General features: G+C 46.6%; 14 protein-coding genes. All 14 read left to right on the top strand.

All coding sequences use genetic code 11. The features are described from left to right. The first annotated feature begins 18 nt into the window (after nt 1-18). Nucleotides 19-1,902: an NADH-quinone oxidoreductase subunit L gene (gene nuoL / locus BK127_RS21290; protein WP_076233534.1), complete on the top strand. Its 1,884-nt coding sequence runs from the start codon at nt 19-21 to the stop codon at nt 1,900-1,902. Beyond that, the gene (locus BK127_RS21285; RefSeq protein ID WP_076233533.1) at nt 1,892-3,514 is read left to right on the top strand and encodes a complex I subunit 4 family protein; all 1,623 of its coding nucleotides are present in this window, start codon (nt 1,892-1,894) and stop codon (nt 3,512-3,514) included. Before nuoL ends, BK127_RS21285 begins: the two co-directional genes overlap by 11 nt. A gap of 43 nt (nt 3,515-3,557) precedes the next feature. After that, the gene (locus BK127_RS21280; RefSeq protein ID WP_083689463.1) at nt 3,558-5,033 is read left to right on the top strand and encodes an NADH-quinone oxidoreductase subunit N; all 1,476 of its coding nucleotides are present in this window, start codon (nt 3,558-3,560) and stop codon (nt 5,031-5,033) included. A 342-nt stretch (nt 5,034-5,375) separates the two neighbouring features. Then, nucleotides 5,376-7,910: a S8 family serine peptidase gene (locus BK127_RS21275; RefSeq protein ID WP_076233531.1), complete on the top strand. Its 2,535-nt coding sequence runs from the start codon at nt 5,376-5,378 to the stop codon at nt 7,908-7,910. 50 nt (nt 7,911-7,960) lie between these two features. Beyond that, nucleotides 7,961-8,212, top strand: a complete 252-nt coding sequence (locus tag BK127_RS21270) for a DUF1146 family protein (protein ID WP_076233530.1) — start codon at nt 7,961-7,963, stop codon at nt 8,210-8,212. 180 nt (nt 8,213-8,392) lie between these two features. Continuing rightward, nucleotides 8,393-9,715, top strand: a complete 1,323-nt coding sequence (gene murA / locus BK127_RS21265; RefSeq protein ID WP_076233529.1) for a UDP-N-acetylglucosamine 1-carboxyvinyltransferase — start codon at nt 8,393-8,395, stop codon at nt 9,713-9,715. A gap of 165 nt (nt 9,716-9,880) precedes the next feature. Further along, entirely contained in the window at nt 9,881-10,948 is a 1,068-nt protein-coding gene (gene spoIID, locus BK127_RS21260) for a stage II sporulation protein D (RefSeq protein WP_256711393.1), read from the top strand. A gap of 57 nt (nt 10,949-11,005) precedes the next feature. Then, nucleotides 11,006-11,743: a M23 family metallopeptidase gene (locus BK127_RS21255; protein ID WP_076233527.1), complete on the top strand. Its 738-nt coding sequence runs from the start codon at nt 11,006-11,008 to the stop codon at nt 11,741-11,743. A 171-nt stretch (nt 11,744-11,914) separates the two neighbouring features. Further along, nucleotides 11,915-12,202 (top strand): sporulation transcriptional regulator SpoIIID, encoded by a 288-nt coding sequence (gene spoIIID / locus BK127_RS21250; RefSeq protein WP_076233526.1) that lies wholly within the window; start codon nt 11,915-11,917, stop codon nt 12,200-12,202. A 190-nt stretch (nt 12,203-12,392) separates the two neighbouring features. Further along, nucleotides 12,393-13,391 (top strand): rod shape-determining protein, encoded by a 999-nt coding sequence (mreB, locus tag BK127_RS21245; protein ID WP_076233525.1) that lies wholly within the window; start codon nt 12,393-12,395, stop codon nt 13,389-13,391. A gap of 48 nt (nt 13,392-13,439) precedes the next feature. Then, nucleotides 13,440-14,339 (top strand): flagellar hook-basal body protein, encoded by a 900-nt coding sequence (locus tag BK127_RS21240; RefSeq protein ID WP_076233524.1) that lies wholly within the window; start codon nt 13,440-13,442, stop codon nt 14,337-14,339. Between the two features lie 119 nt (nt 14,340-14,458). Then, on the top strand, nt 14,459-15,325 hold the full coding sequence (locus BK127_RS21235; RefSeq protein WP_076233523.1) for a flagellar hook-basal body protein: 867 nt from the start codon (nt 14,459-14,461) through the stop codon (nt 15,323-15,325). Between the two features lie 29 nt (nt 15,326-15,354). Beyond that, complete coding sequence (locus BK127_RS21230) at nt 15,355-15,606, top strand: DNA-directed RNA polymerase subunit beta (RefSeq protein WP_076233522.1); 252 nt, start codon at nt 15,355-15,357, stop codon at nt 15,604-15,606. A 105-nt stretch (nt 15,607-15,711) separates the two neighbouring features. Continuing rightward, the gene (locus BK127_RS21225) at nt 15,712-16,236 is read left to right on the top strand and encodes a CDP-alcohol phosphatidyltransferase family protein (RefSeq protein ID WP_076233521.1); all 525 of its coding nucleotides are present in this window, start codon (nt 15,712-15,714) and stop codon (nt 16,234-16,236) included. The last annotated feature ends 8 nt before the right edge of the window (nt 16,237-16,244 follow it).

Here is a 16,244-nt window from a genome sequence, read left to right as displayed (position 1 = left end):
GAAGGAGGACTTAAATTCATGGTATCGGCCTACTCACAGTACGCCTGGCTTATCCCGTTGTTTCCGTTGCTTTCTTTTTTGATTATGACTGCTGTTGGTCGTCAATTGAAAGATGCAGGAGCCTACATCAGTATTGTTGCCATCTTCGCTTCCTTTGTAGTTTCCCTGATGATTTTTATCGAGCGTTTGGGTGGCAATATCGAAGATTATACGTGGAACAAGCTGCAGTGGATTAAGCTCGGAACGGGTTCCCTCACAATGGGATTCGAAATCACAAATTTAAATGCGCTAATGCTGGTTATTGTGACCTTGGTTAGCTTGCTTGTGAACCTGTATTCCAAGGGATACATGCACGGTGACGAGCGAATAAATGTATTTTTTGCTTACATAGCGCTGTTCACCTTCTCTATGCTGGGTCTGGTCATTTCGGAAAATCTGATCGAACTGTACATATTTTGGGAGCTTGTTGGGGTATGTTCGTTCCTGCTTGTCGGTTTCTGGTACTTCAAACCGGAGGCGCGCGCTGCTGCGAAAAAAGCTTTTATCGTTACACGGATTGGCGATGTCGGGCTGCTGATCGCGATATTGCTGTTATTCTGGGCAATGCCAAATCACGCAATGGATTTCACCTCGATTCATAATGCATTTACTACTGGTAAAATTTCCGGTGGCACAGCTACACTGATTGCCATTCTGATCTTTGTGGGTGCTGCGGGAAAATCGGGGCAATTTCCATTTCATACTTGGCTTCCCGATGCTATGGAAGGGCCAACGCCAATCAGCGCCTTGATTCACGCGGCGACGATGGTTGCAGCCGGTGTATATTTGGTTGCCAGAACGTTTGACATATTCCAGGCTTCGCCAACAGCGCTTCTGGTCGTGGCATGTGTCGGTGGCTTTACGGCTATTTTTGCCGCAACTATTGGTACAGCGCAAAATGATATTAAGCGTATTCTTGCTTATTCCACAGTCAGCCAGCTCGGATATATGATGATGGCTCTTGGAATCGGAACGTCAGTGGCTTATACAGCCGGTATTTTTCATTTACTGACGCATGCCTTCTTTAAAGCCCTATTGTTTCTTGGGGCTGGAAGTGTCATTCATGCTGTCCATACACAAGACATCCATGAAATGGGCGGAGTCGGCAGTAAAATGAAGGTTACCGCATGGACGTTTGGGATCGGAACGCTTGCGCTATCCGGTATTCCTCCTTTGTCTGGATTCTGGTCGAAGGATGCTATATTGTCCGAAGCGTACTCGCACAATATGCCATTATTTTGGGTAGGGCTTATCGCTGCGTTTTTCACCGCATTCTATATGTCAAGATTGTTCTTCCTTGTATTCATGGGCAAGCCACGGAATCAAACCAAGCTGCATGAGTCTCCTACAAGTATGACGCTGCCATTGATTGTTTTGGCTGTACTGGCTGTAGTTGCCGGATTCGTGTTTACACCATTCAGTCCATGGCTCGGTACCTGGCTAAGCGGACATGCAGAGGCGGAACATGCCAATATCGTCGTGATGGTGCTGTCCACGCTGGTCGGTTTATTGGGGATCGGACTTGGTTATTTGGTCTATATCAAGCGGTCGATTCCAAGCGATGCCGTATCCAGCCGCGCGCCGTGGCTCGTTCGTTTACTACAGCGTAAATATTATATCGACGAAATTTACCATGCTGTATTCGTAGAGCCGCTCAAAAGCCTTGGCAGTCTGCTCCACCTATTTGATGTGTATGTGGTAGATGGTATTGTTCGATTGATAAGCTTTTCGGTGGTCGGCGTAGGCAGGGTAGGCTCGCGTCTACAAAACGGACATGTACAAACCTACGGGCTTGCAACGCTGTTGGGTCTGCTTATCTTGATCCTGGCTATAGCCGGAAGGAGGTTCATTAATGCCGGATAGCTTGCACCTCTTATCGCTCATTGCTTTTTCACCACTGATTGGTGTTCTAATACTTCTATTTGTGCCCAAAAATCAAGGGTTTTGGATCAAAACCATTGCGATCATCACGACACTTATCCCACTGGGGTTGTCCGCGTGGTTGTACGCGGCTTTTAATCAACAGGTGGCGGGTATGCAATTCAAAGAGGAATTAAGTTGGATTCAAGTACCGCTAAATCACGAGGTATTAAACGGGATCACTTCATTTTTCTTTGAATTTAAGTATGTGATGGCGGTTGATGGTCTTTCCTTGCCGCTCGTCTTTTTGACAGCACTGGTTGCCTCGATGGCCGCACTTGCTTCGGTGTATATCAAAAAACGTTGGAAGTCGTATTATATTTTATTTTTGCTGCTCGAGACCGGGATGTTCGGTGTGTTTATGGCTCAGGATTTGTTCTTGTTCTTCGTGTTTTTTGAGATTACGATTATTCCGATGTTCTTTCTTATTGGGATATGGGGATACATGGATCGCGAAAGAGCGGCTAATAAATTTCTGATCTACAATGGGGTTGGCTCAGCCATCATGCTGATTGCTTTCCTGATTCTTGTCAGCACGGCGGGCTTTGGACAGATCTCGAATGAGACAGGGACTTCCATATATTACAGCGGGGATATTAGCGTCATCACGAATCATCTGTTCGAATCTGCAGACTCTCCTGTGAACCAGGCGGATATAGAGGCTAATCCGTTCTATATGGGTGCTGGCATGAAATGGACCTTGTTCATTATGCTGTTGGTTGCGTTCGGCATTAAGCTGCCGATTTTCCCTTTCCACACCTGGATGCTCAAGGTGCATACGGAGGCACCACCTTCTATTGTCATGATCCACTCCGGTATTTTGCTGAAGATGGGGGCTTTTGGGCTAATCCGCTTCGGGATTCTGCTCTTTCCGGAGCAGGCGACGGCATGGGCGACAGTGCTGGCTGTGCTCGGCGTCGTTAACATTTTGTATGGGGCTATTCTGGCTTTTGTACAAAAGGATTTCAAGCTGGTGCTGGCCTACTCGAGTATAAGCCATATGGGTATTGTGCTGCTCGGTATCGCTGCGTTTAATACGATTGGGATGGAAGGCGCAGTTTTTCAACTGGTGTCCCATGGCTTGATCTCGGCGCTTATGTTTCTACTCGTGGGTGCTATCTATGAACGAACGAAAACAACGATGCTGGATGAGCTTGGCGGCTTGGCGAGAACGGTGCCCTTTATATCGGGAATTTTGTTAGTATCCGGTATGGCTTCACTCGGTCTGCCAGGATTATCTGGTTTTATCAGTGAATTTCTTGTGTTTGTCGGCTTATTTCAAACAGCGAAGATTCTTACCGTGGTTGGAACGCTGGGTGTTATTTTTACGGCTGTTTACATTTTACGAGGGGTTCTGGGTATTACCTACGGCCCGACCAAGGTGTTGCCCGAAGGTATTCGCGATGCGCGGTTAGTGGAGGCAATCCCGATGATCACGCTGGTTGCTTTTATCGTCGTATTGGGCATTTATCCAGCCGTGCTCAGTGAACCTCTGCATCAAACCGTTAATGGCTTCGATCAATTTATCCATACAATAGCAAAGACAGGGGGCTAGACCGGTGGAACAACTACATCTCCAATGGAGCGATCTTGGATATATGACACCGGAGTTGACTCTGGTTATTGCTGCGGTGGTATTATCGTTGCTGGATCTGGTGCTGCCTAAGCGAATCAATCGAACCATGCTGGGCTGGTTATCCTTGGCGAGTATCCTCATTTCTATAGGCTTTGTCATTAGCTTCCTTCAGCCTGCAGAACCGAAGCAGCTGCTTGGTCTCAGCTATAGAATTGATGATTTTGCCAATATCATTAAGCTGATCCTACTTACAGGAGCGGGCTTTGTTACCTTTATGAGTATCGGCCTGATCAAAGAACGTGAAATCCCGCATATTGGCGAGTTTTTCTATTTGCTGCTTCCGGCAACATTAGGTGGTATGATCATGGCCTCCTCAGGGGATCTGATTACCCTATTTGTCGGCCTTGAACTGCTGAGCATTACCTCTTACATCTTGGTCGCGATGCGCAAAAAAGATCTACGGGCCAACGAAGGTGCCTTTAAATATATGGTACTTGGCGGAATTTCCTCGGCTATTATTTTATACGGAATGTCTTTTTTATACGGGATGTCCGGATCGACCAATATTGTGGAAATTCGCAATGCAATCGGTCAAAATGCGGCAGATCTGCTGCCATTGATCTATGTTTCATTTTTCCTGCTGCTGGCAGGCTTTGGATTCAAAATCGCCGCGGCACCCTTTCATATGTGGGCTCCTGATGTGTATCAAGGGGCGGCTACGCCGGTTACAGCTTTTCTCGCTGTCGTGTCGAAGGCTGCTGCCTTTGCCATCACCTTCCGCATCTTGTATGTGGTATTTGCAGTAGGGCCTTTGAGTCAACTGCCGATTCATGGAGATGTGCTGCTATCGTTAATGGTGGTTGCAGCGCTTGCGATGGTCATGGGTAATTTTACAGCGCTTCGTCAAACGAATATGAAGCGACTGCTGGCATATTCAGGCGTTGCCAATTCCGGTTATCTGTTGGTACCGCTGGCAATCTACTTCTCTGATGTCCATTTCTCCAACTTTTCGGAGTTCACCTTTTACTTGATTGCCTACCTCTTTATGAACATCGGAATCTTTGCTGTCGTGATGATTATCGAGCATTCTACAGGTGATGAGACAACGAGTGGTCTTGCAGGGTTGTACTATCGGGCACCAGCGACGGCAGTGGGTACTGTGTTTCTCGTGCTTAGTTTGGCGGGACTGCCGATATCGGGTGGATTTTTCGGAAAGCTGTACATTTTACTTGGAACCTTGCAAACACACAATTATTGGCTGGCCGCGGTGATGATCGGGACGAGTGTCGTCTCCTATTACTATTACTTCGGATTGATTCGTCAAATGTTCATGCGTGGTGATATGGAATCACGTGAGGTATTCATTACATGGCCGCTCGGTATTACGCTGTGGCTGTGCGTTGCAGCCAGTATTGTCATGGGGGCTGTGCCGCAATGGGTACTGAACTGGATTGAACAAATATTTACGCTAACTCAGGATTTGCTGTTCATAGGCTAATCCTGTCTGGTTAGGAATTCAAGCCCGGTAGCTGCGCAATTTGCGCGCTTGCCGGGCTATTTTTTATTGCTTGTATATGGACCAATTCGTTGTTCATTTCAGAGCTTTCATCTCCATAAAAGCAGAGACATTAGGTACTACCTGGAAAGAGCATTAACAGCTGTAAAGATAATTCGAGTCCACCTGTTTGCTGAAGGAGTCTCTTGGGTAATTACCAGCATGTAATGTTCATAAAACCTCCACTATTTACTATCCCTTTTTCTTCAATCAAGGCAGGTAAATCATATCTCACTATCGAATACAAGAAGGCTACACCATAATGAAGGAAAAGGAATCAAGGATATGCTTCTTAAACAAGTCATCGTGAAGCTGCTACATTGTATTATTGGAGTTGCTCTGTTCACCTCATTCTCAGGTATTATTCATGGAGAAGAGCAAGCTGTCACCATTGCTGCTAGCGGTGATGATCCTTTAGCGGTAAAGCAGTCCTATTTAAAACAAATCCACGCTGAGGAAGCCTGGGACACAGTTAAGGAGAACAATACCATTACAATTGCTATTGTCGATACAGGTGTTGATTTAAAACATCCTGATCTCGTGTCTAACCTTGTTCCTGGAGTAAATCTGATCAATAGTAAACGAACACCGCAGGATGATAATGGTCATGGCACGAATGTTGCAGGGGTAGTTGCTGCAGCAGGAAATAATGACATGGGAATTACCGGTATTTTGTGGAAAGCTCAAATCATGCCGATTAAAGCGTTGGAGTCGGATGGTTCTGGCGGCGAGGCTAAGCTTGCTGAAGGGATTCGATACGCAGTTGATCATGGTGCCAAGATTGTCGTGTTATCTCTCGGATTAAATAAGTATTCCACCCTCATGAGCGAAACTGTCAAATATGCGGAGGAACATGATGTACTACTGGTAGCGGCAACGGGGAATGAAGGTAACAGTGTCAAGTATCCGGCTGCCTACGCTACCGTATTGGCTGTTGGGGGGATGACAGCAGACCGTGTAGCAGATGCCCGTTCTAACAAAGGAATGGAGATTGATCTGGTAGCCCCTTGGGATGTGTTTACAACAGCTCTTGGAGGTTCGTATGAATATAAGGATGGTACCTCCATGGCTGCGCCTCAGGCAGCAGCTGTTGCAGCTCTGGCGTGGAGTCGGCACCCTGAGCTGAAAGCTTACCAAATTCGTCAGCTGCTCAGACAGACGGCAGATAATCTGGGATCACCTGGCTGGAACGCTTCCACAGGTTATGGCTTGCTGCGTGCGGATCGTGCTGTCAGTGAAGCGCCGCTGCTGGATATGTATGAGCCCAACAACCGCAAGGATCAGGCTAAATCGATATCCATAAGCAAGATGCTGACGGCTTCCTTCTCGGACGGTTCCGATCCGGATTGGTTTTACTTTGATGCTCCTTATGATGGAACTGTTCAACTGACGTTTGATTTAGCTGCGGACCAGCAGGTTGCTGTACAGCATACAGATGTTACCGGCGCCTTTACCAGTGTGACGGCGGTTCCGGGTACTCCAATTGATCTGAAAGTAAATAAGGGTCGCAGCTATGTGCTGCTTCAGCTCGCTAATCGCAATTGGAAGCAGGAGGTTCCTTACAAGCTTACAACTGCTTTTCAAATTTATCGTGATCAATTTGAAGATAATGACCGACAGTTCAAAGCTTACGTGCTGCCATCCAAAAGTCAGAGTCTGACCGGCACCTTTCATCAAAATGAGGATCAAGACTGGTTTGAATTTCCTGTTGAGCAATCAGGTAGCTTGAGTATTGAAGTCAGCGCGGATACGGCAAGAATGGATCTGGTGCTGTTCGTGCAAAAGCAAGGCGAAAAAGCCTATACGGTGGACGAGAACGAGGATGGGGGCTCGGAATCCTTGATTCTTCCTCAAGTATTTCCGGGAAATTATTATATCCGGGTTACGAACGTGAAGGACTACGCATTTCCTATTGCAGGCGAATACACGTTGAAAATTAACTATGATGTCAAGCAAATGGATCCGAATGAGCCGAACAATCGATCTTATCAGGCAACGACGGTTTCCTTAGGCACAGCCTATTATGGTTTAATTGATAAAGTGGATGATCTGGACTGGTTTCAATTCAAGCTGGATGAGGAGAGCACGACCCAGATCGAGCTCACGGATATTCCGGATGGCTCGACGATGTTTTTATCCCTATTTGATGGGGCCTTGAAGCCTGTGTATAATACGGATGGAACACTTGAAATTAGGGCAGCACAGCGCTTATCAGCGGGAACGTATTATGTGAAGCTGAGTGCGAACCAACCATTTGACCGCAGTCTCTACCAATTCATTGTAAATGCTAAGCCGTTAACAGGAGGATTTTCAGATATTCGCGGACATTGGGCACAGGATGCAATTCTTTCTATGAGCGCCAAGCAGATCGTCAATGGTTATGATAATTACACATTTCGACCGGACCAAACGATCACACGTGCTGAAGCGACCGCGATATTGGGGCGTGCCTTTCAGCTAACGCAGTCCAAAACTATTGCTTATACGGATCTTACAACTAAACACTGGGCATATGATTGGATCGCTCGTGCAGCAGGGCGAGGCATTATCGATGGCTATCCGGACCGTTCGTTTGCTCCTGACCAACCGATCAGCCGAATGGAAATGACCTCTATGATGGCGCGGAGCATGAATATAACGGGCAATCAGCGAGGTGCAGTGCCTTTTACCGATGTGGACGACCAGTATTGGGGCGTCGGCATATTGAGGCAAATGAAAGCTGGAGGATGGATTGGTGGTTACGCTAATGGTTCCTTTCGTCCTGACCAACAAGCCACACGTGCTGAGTTCATCACCATGCTGACGCAAATACTACGGTAACCGTTCTTAAGCGAATGAATAGATCTAGATTGTAATAAAGGAGTCCTCACATGGATTATGTGGAACAAATGAATTCTTCACTTGGTATGAATGGCTTACTGAACATCTTTATTGCTTTGTTCTGCATAGGATTCTCCTGGTGGGCGCTGCAAGAGCTGCAGTTGGAACGAATATTGAAAAGACCCAGAGGCATGCAGGCCAAGCTGCTGCAAATTTTACTTTCTATTGCATTGGGCTATCAGGTTGCCAAATTTATTATTGATTATTTCCATTGGTCCACCTGGCTTCCAGGGATGTTTTGAGTCGAATTCCGCATAAACAAGGTGGAATTTGTCAACAATGGTTAGTATAGCGACCTTAAATTTTTAGTTGGTTTCGAATCCTATCTTACAGATCAGATAGATAAATCAAATTTACACGCTGCAGGTTCAATGCTAAACTAGACAAAGCTTGCATAGAAAACAGCGCAGAGGGGGACCATGATGAACAGAATTATTGTCCGCGGCGGCCGACGATTGTCAGGCAGAGTCAAAATACATGGGGCTAAAAATGCCGTCCTGCCGATTATCGCAGCCTCAATTCTGGGTATAGAGGGAGATAGCGTTATCCATGATGCGCCTCCTCTTGATGACGTTATTGTGATTAATAGCGTTCTGGAAAGTATCGGAATTGAAGTTGAATACCATAACGAAACGATACGTATTAATGCACAAAATATTCGTACTTGTGAAGCATCCTATGAACTGGTACGTAAAATGAGGGCTTCATTTTTGGTCATGGGTCCTTTATTAACCCGCATGGGACAGGCGAGAATTTCACTCCCTGGCGGATGCGCGATTGGTACGCGTCCAATCGATCAGCATTTGAAAGGCTTTGAAGCGATGGGGGCGGAAATTGAGCTTGGTCAAGGCTATATTGAAGCCAGAGTGCAAGGAAGACTGAAAGGCGCCAAAATTTATCTGGATGTAGCCAGTGTAGGAGCTACCGAGAATATTATGATGGCAGCAACCTTGGCTGAAGGGACAACAACGATCGAGAATGCGGCCAAGGAGCCTGAAATCGTTGACTTGGCTAATTATTTAAATGCGATGGGTGCAACGATTCGTGGTGCTGGTACCGGATTGATCCGGATTGATGGCGTGGATAAGCTTAAAGGCGCTGTACATACGGTAATTCCGGACCGGATCGAAGCAGGTACATATATGGTCGCTGCGGCTATTACACGAAGCGATTTGTTTATTGAAGGAGCCATTGCCGATCATTTACGTCCGATCATCTCCAAGCTGCAAGAAATGGGAGTCCAGATTGAGGAAGACGAGAACGGATTACGTGTATTTACCGACAAGCCACTCAGGGCCGTAGATGTGAAAACATTGCCGTATCCAGGATTTCCTACCGATATGCAGTCCCAGATGATGGCCTTACTACTAACGGCTGATGGTACGGCCATTGTTACAGAAACTGTGTTTGAAAATCGTTTCATGCATGTTGAGCAGTTGGTTAACATGAACGCTCAAATCAAGGTGGATGGACGAACCGCTGTTATTAGCGGAGGCAGTAGACTGCAGGGAGCCAAGGTTTGTGCGACTGACCTGCGTGCCGGAGCTGCTTTGATTCTGGCAGCGCTTGCCGCAGATGGAGAGACGGAAGTTACAGGAGTCCATCATATTGATCGGGGTTACGTGGATATCGCCTATAAGCTACAGCAGCTGGGTGCCGATATTCAGTGCTTATCCCATAAAGTAGTTCCTGTAGAGGAAGAAGAAGAGCTGCAGCTATTCTCAGTCAGCCCGATATTAGCTTAATTGCGCATAGCGTTTACGAAGTGAGACTCTTTCCGGTTTAAGGAGAGGGTCTTTTCTTTGCACAAGGCTTGTTCTATTCTATCTTTTTGATTCATACAATGAGGTGACTAAGCAGAGTTTCAGGCTCAGTGATCTTGGAGTTGACAAAAGATGGAGGGACAAGCCTTGGACCCAAAGAAAGCAATTCGCCTAGCGCTCCTGTGTTTGTCCAGCTTTGTTGCAGTAGTCGTAGCGGCGCCTTCTATCCTCTGGAAAAATAGTGCGTCGGTGTCGATGCCATCTGTCATATCGGCTAATCCAACTGCCGAGACTGACCCATCGATGCCATCCGTCTATCGACAGGGATCGTCGTCGCTGTATATCCCAGTCTATCTCACAAAGGAGAAAAAGGTAGAGTCACTGCCGCTAGAAACATATGTACGAGGGGTATTGGCTGCGGAAATGCCCATAGAATTCGAGTTAGAGGCGTTAAAAGCTCAGGCGATGGCTGCTCGTACCTATATTATTCGCAAGCAGGTTGAGCAGGAGATGGGCAACCTGCCGCCCGGTGAAGCTCTGGTAACCGATACGATCAATCATCAGGTTTATGTGAGTGATCTCGAGCTCAAAGCACGCTGGGGATCACTGTATGAGGGTAATTCGGACAAGCTCGACCAGGCCATTCGGGAAACAGAGGGAGTTATTCTAACCTATGATGGGAAGCCAATTGAAGCCAATTTTTTCTCTACCAGCAACGGGTATACGGAAAATTCGGAAGATTACTGGAATTCGTATATTCCCTATTTGCGCAGTGTGCCAAGCCCGTGGGACCGAACGCTCTCACCACGTTTCAAGGAAACCGTCGAGATGTCGGCGGCTGTTTTAAGAAGTAAGCTGGGCATTAGCAGCACACTCTCTGTTTCTACGGGTAGTGGCAGCGGCTTGCAGGTTGTAGAGCTGTCCCAAGGGCACCGTATCAAGAAGCTGCGGATTGCAGGCAAGGCGTTGAGCGGGCGTGAAGTGCGCGAAAAGCTTGGATTGAATTCATCCCAATTCCAGTGGAGCTGGCAAGGGGAGCGCTTGCAGATCACGACTTTTGGTTACGGCCATGGCGTGGGTATGAGCCAATGGGGGGCACAAGGGATGGCCCTTGAGGGACGTAAGGCCGAAGAGATCGTCAAATACTTTTATACCGGAATTGAACTGGGCGAAGCTGCAAACTTCTCAAAAGGAAATAATTCGCAAAAAAAATAGTAGTCTCGCGTATAAAACTCGCAACCGTGGCAACAATGGTTAGCGAGGTGATAGTCTATGAGTGATCAAAAAAGAGATTTACAGACCAAGCAAGAAGCTCCTAAATCAAACACGGGAGCGCAAGGCAATGCAGCATTTTCGTGGAAAAGATTGTTGTCCAAAAAATGGGTATTTCCAGCAACCTACATGGCAGCGGCGGCAATTATCTTAACGTTAATGTGGGTTTATCAAGACGCCGGCAAATCGGTTCTCAAAGGCGAGTTCGGGGTCGGGCAGGATATAGCCAAATCGACAGTAACCGAAAACGTAATGAAGCCTGAAACGCTGCCAGTCAACGTAGCCACAGAAACGATGCAGAGGCCTTTTAAAGAAGCGGGCGAGCTGGAAATAACCCTGCCTTTCTTTGACAGTAAAGCTTCTAGCGAAGTGCGCCAGGCTGCTATGGTTGAGTACGGGGATACCTTCACTCCACACATGGGTATCGATTATGCCCAACCCGACAATCAGCCCTTTGATGTAGTCGCAGCTATGAGCGGCAAGGTAACGGCAGTAGAGAAAAATCCAATCGTCGGCAACCTGATTGAAATTACGCACAGCAATGGCCTTGTGACCGTATACCAAAGCTTGAATGAGTTGAAGGTCGCTAAGGATGCTGACGTCAAAAAAGGCGATGTCATCGCCAAGGCAGGCCGCAATGAATTGGAAAAAGATCAGGGTGTGCACCTTCACTTTGAAGTTCGTCAAGGCCAGGGCGGCCCTGCTGTGAATCCGGATCCCTTCTTTAGCGAGCATTAATTCCCAGCATAAATGAGTGTTTCTTGGAGCGCAATTGCGCTCTTTTTTTATTTTTAGCGCTTTTTTTGAAAATAATGGTCATATAAAGCTTGTCACGCTTGGAAACAGAGAATATAAGCTAGCTCCCCTCATATAATGTACCAAACTGACTCGAGTAGGGAGGCGAGGGGAGTGCACGATTACATCAAAGAGCGAACCATTAAAATCGGACGTTGCCTAGTGGAAACGAAGCACACGGTTCGCACCATTGCAAAGGAATTTGGTGTTTCAAAAAGCACGGTGCATAAAGACCTGACAGAGCGTTTACCAGAGATTAATCCCGATCTGGCTAATCAGGTAAAACACATTCTGGAGTATCACAAATCGATTCGTCACCTGCGGGGAGGAGAAGCCACCAAGATTAAATATCGCAAAACCCGTAATCCGAAATCGCATGACAAGCTTGTAACAGCCAAATAATCAGGGAACTGAAAGTCATGAAAAACCTCCCAAAAACACGTCTAATAAAAGAAGCAGGTTTTGTCGATAAAAATGATATAAAAAAAGAGGAATTTGCAATTTAATAGCGAAATTAGTTGAGATAACGGTTATAATAGGAATACCGCTTCTTTTCGAGGATGGACGGTTTTGTTTAGGGAGGAACTTTTCAATGTTAAGCAAGGATATTGGCATCGATCTAGGGACAGCGAACGTCCTTATTCATGTGAAGGGACGCGGAGTTGTGCTGGATGAGCCGTCTGTCGTCGCAATAGAAAGCGATACAAAGCGGGTGTTGGCTGTCGGTGAAGAAGCATTCCGCATGGTGGGACGTACACCAGGGAATATTATCGCCATTCGCCCGCTTAGGGACGGCGTTATTGCCGATTTTGAAATTACAGAAACCATGTTGAAGCATTTTATTAATAAAGTAGGGGGCAAAAAATGGTTCAGTCATCCCAGAATCCTCATTTGTGCCCCTACCAATATTACATCTGTAGAGCAAAAAGCGATTCGTGAGGCCGCAGAACGAAGTGGAGCTCGCGAGGTGTTTTTGGAAGAAGAGCCGAAGGCAGCAGCTATTGGAGCAGGCATGGATATTTTTCAACCCAGCGGCAACATGGTTGTGGATATTGGCGGCGGAACTACAGATGTTGCCGTATTATCGATGGGAGACATCGTTACCTCTTCTTCGGTGAAAGTAGCAGGCGACATGTTTGACTCGACGATTATGAAGTATGTGAAGACCAAGTACAAACTCCTCATAGGGGAACGTACTTCAGAGGATATTAAAATCAGAATCGGAACTGTGTATCCAAGCGGCCGCCGGGAATCGATGGATATACGTGGCAGAGACATGGTCAGTGGCCTGCCGTTAACCATTACTATTAACTCGGAAGAGATTTACGAGGCACTATGGGATCCGGTTTCTTCGATTGTTGCATCGGCAAAAAGCGTGTTAGAGCGAACGCCTCCAGAGCTGTCGGCTGATATTATTGATCGTGGCGTCATTCTTACTGGCGGTGGGGCACTGCTGCATGGTATTGATCAATTGCTGGCGGACGAGCTGAAGGTTCCTGTTTTGATAGCTGAGGATCCTATGCATTGCGTCGTCAAAGGGACGGGTATTATGCTGGACAACCTGGATAAAGTAGTCAAGCGTAAATTTTGATCGAAATTGCCTTCACACCAAATTGCCAGCCTATAAGGGGGAGCCTCGATGTTAAGAGGACTATACACTGCTGCATCTGCCATGATCTCGCAGCAGCGGAAACATGATATTGTGACCAATAACATCGCGAATATCAATACGCCAGGCTTTAAGCAAGGGTACGGAATTAATCGTTCATTTCCCGAGATGTTGATTTCGCGAATCAATAATGGCCTGGGTGAGCCCGGTGCTGTACCTGTTGGTCGTCTGAATACAGGTGTGATGGCAGAGGAGAATATCGCCTTGCACACACAGGGGGATATGCAGGAGACGAACAATCCGTTTGACTTTGCGCTGGTTTCGAACATTCAATTGCCAGGAGCGACGTTCGATGCATCGGGTAAATACGTAGATGCCAACGGACAGCGGACGATTCAGCCACAAGCCTTCTTTACAATCCTTAACGATAACGGTGAGCAGCGTTTTTCACTAAATGGGAAGCTGTCTGTAGATGGGACAGGCCAACTCATTACCCCGGATGGTTATCGGGTATTGGGAGGAGATGGGCAGCCAATCCTGCTGCTGGATCCTGCAACACAAACGCCTGTAACCAATTTTCGTATTACGAAGCTTGGACAGTTCACAAATTCCGATGGTTTGTTATTGCAAAATGCAAATAATCAACCGTTGAATCTACTAATTAGCCGTGTTGAGGACCCTAACCAACTGGTACGTGAAGGAAATGGCTTGTACCGACTTAATGCAGGCAGCGAAGGCTTGGCCAGAGCCGTTAATCCGGATGATCAAGTAGAAGTACGTCAAGGATTTGTTGAGCGTTCCAATGTGGATGCAAGTCAATCAATGGTGGACATGATGGCGGCATCACGTGCTTATGAAGCGAATCAGAAGGTTGTTCAATTTTATGATCGAAGTATGGACAAGGCAGTTAATGATGTAGGCCGTGTATAATCCATCCTTATGAGGATGTGTCAACAAGCCAGCTTTTATCACGAGGCTTCACAGAAAGCATATTCGGTATCGAATCCTGCAATCAGGTTCGAAGCGCGGTGCCGGTAGGAGGAAACAAGATGAACAACTCCATGATTAATTCATCCGTATCCATGCATGGGCTTCAGCAAAAGCTGGACATGCTGGCTAATAATATCGCCAATGTTAATACGACTGGTTACAAACGTAAGGAAGCTTCCTTTCAAGATGTTCTTACCAGTTTGAAACAGCAGCCTAAGGGCTTTGAGAAAGAAGGCAGACTTTCCCCCTTGGGTTATAACCAAGGCTGGGGCTCACGGCTCGTACAAGCTCAAATGACAATGCTGCAGGGCTCCCTGAAGGCTACGGAGAACCCTCTGGACACAGCGATTGAAGGCAATGGTATGTATGAAATTAATACTTTTGCGAGAGATGCCAACAATAATTTGATTCCACAGACGGCATGGACCCGTGACGGCTCGTTTGAGCTTACCCCCTCTGGTGCGGACCCTAACACCTTGCTGTTAACCACCAAGGATGGACATTATGTAATGGGCGCAGATGACCAACCGGTTCAGGTTCCGAGCAATCACCGCGTGAATATTCAACCGGACGGCAGAATCATGGCATACGATGATGCTGATAAAACAGCGCCACCTATTGAAGTAGCTCAAATTAAGCTTGTGCGTGTCATTCGTCCACAGCTGCTCCAGCAATTAGGAGATAATTTGTTTACTTTGCCAACAGGTCTGGCCAACCAGCAGGATGTGCTTCAAACTGTTGATGCTGCTAATAATATGGTTGATCCTATTACAATCAAACAAGGCTTTTTGGAACAATCCAATGTAGTTCTATCTGAAGAGATGACAGACTTGATTCAAGTACAACGCGCGTTCCAATTAAATTCCCGAGCCGTTACTTCTTCGGATACGATGATGGGCATTGCGAATAACTTGCGCAACGGCTAGCAGGAACCCTTGAAGTGAGGTTGGTAAATATGGCGGAAGCAAATGATGAAAAGGCTCCAGCACCAGCGCCAGCTCCCAAAAAGAAAGCGAAAGTGCGCAAGAAACGAAGACGCTGGGTTGTTCTTGCCTTGCAATGGATCGGCATTCCTTTATTGTGTATAGTCGCTCTTGGCATTGGTTTGGTCATCGGTTACGTATATATAGGTAAACAACCGATGGACGAGGTATACGAGATTGATACTTGGCGCCACCTGTACGATTTGGTATTTGCCGAGACTTGAATAGCTTGACTTCTGACTCCCTAGCCAGGGAGTTTTATTTTTGTTGCAACAACGGTATAATAAATGGAAAGGATCAACGTCTTGTGGGGGGAGGGCATCATTTACGTGCGGAACTTACCGAACCTGTTAACACTATGCCGTTTTTTATTAATCCCCCTGTACATACTGGTTTTTGAAGCTGGTTATATGCGTACAGCTTTTCTTGTCTTGCTGGTCGCAGGCTTGACGGATGTATTGGATGGCTACATAGCACGCAGCCGCAATCTGGTCACCCCACTCGGCAGCATGTTGGATCCGCTTGCGGATAAATCGATGATGATTACCGTACTTTTATCATTGGTTTACTCTGGAATGATTTCGTTAGAAGCAGCTATTGCCATGTTTGTACGTGAGGCGGGAATGATTATCGGCTCGGCCATTTTCCATTTTCGTGGCAAGCAGACCGTTCCGGCTAACGCTATGGGTAAATTAACAACGGTTTTATATTATGTGGCTATTATGCTCATCATTTTTGAATTACCCTTGGCAGAGCTTTATTTATGGTTAGTCATCGCGGTATCCTTTTTAACATCGATCATTTATATTTTCCAGTTTTACAAACTGAATAAACGAGAATTTGAACGTAAATGATGATGGGA

The organism is Paenibacillus sp. FSL H7-0331 (genome assembly GCF_001956045.1).
The sequence above is the reverse complement of the archived record's forward strand: the minus strand, read 5'-3'. Positions and strand labels throughout refer to the sequence as shown.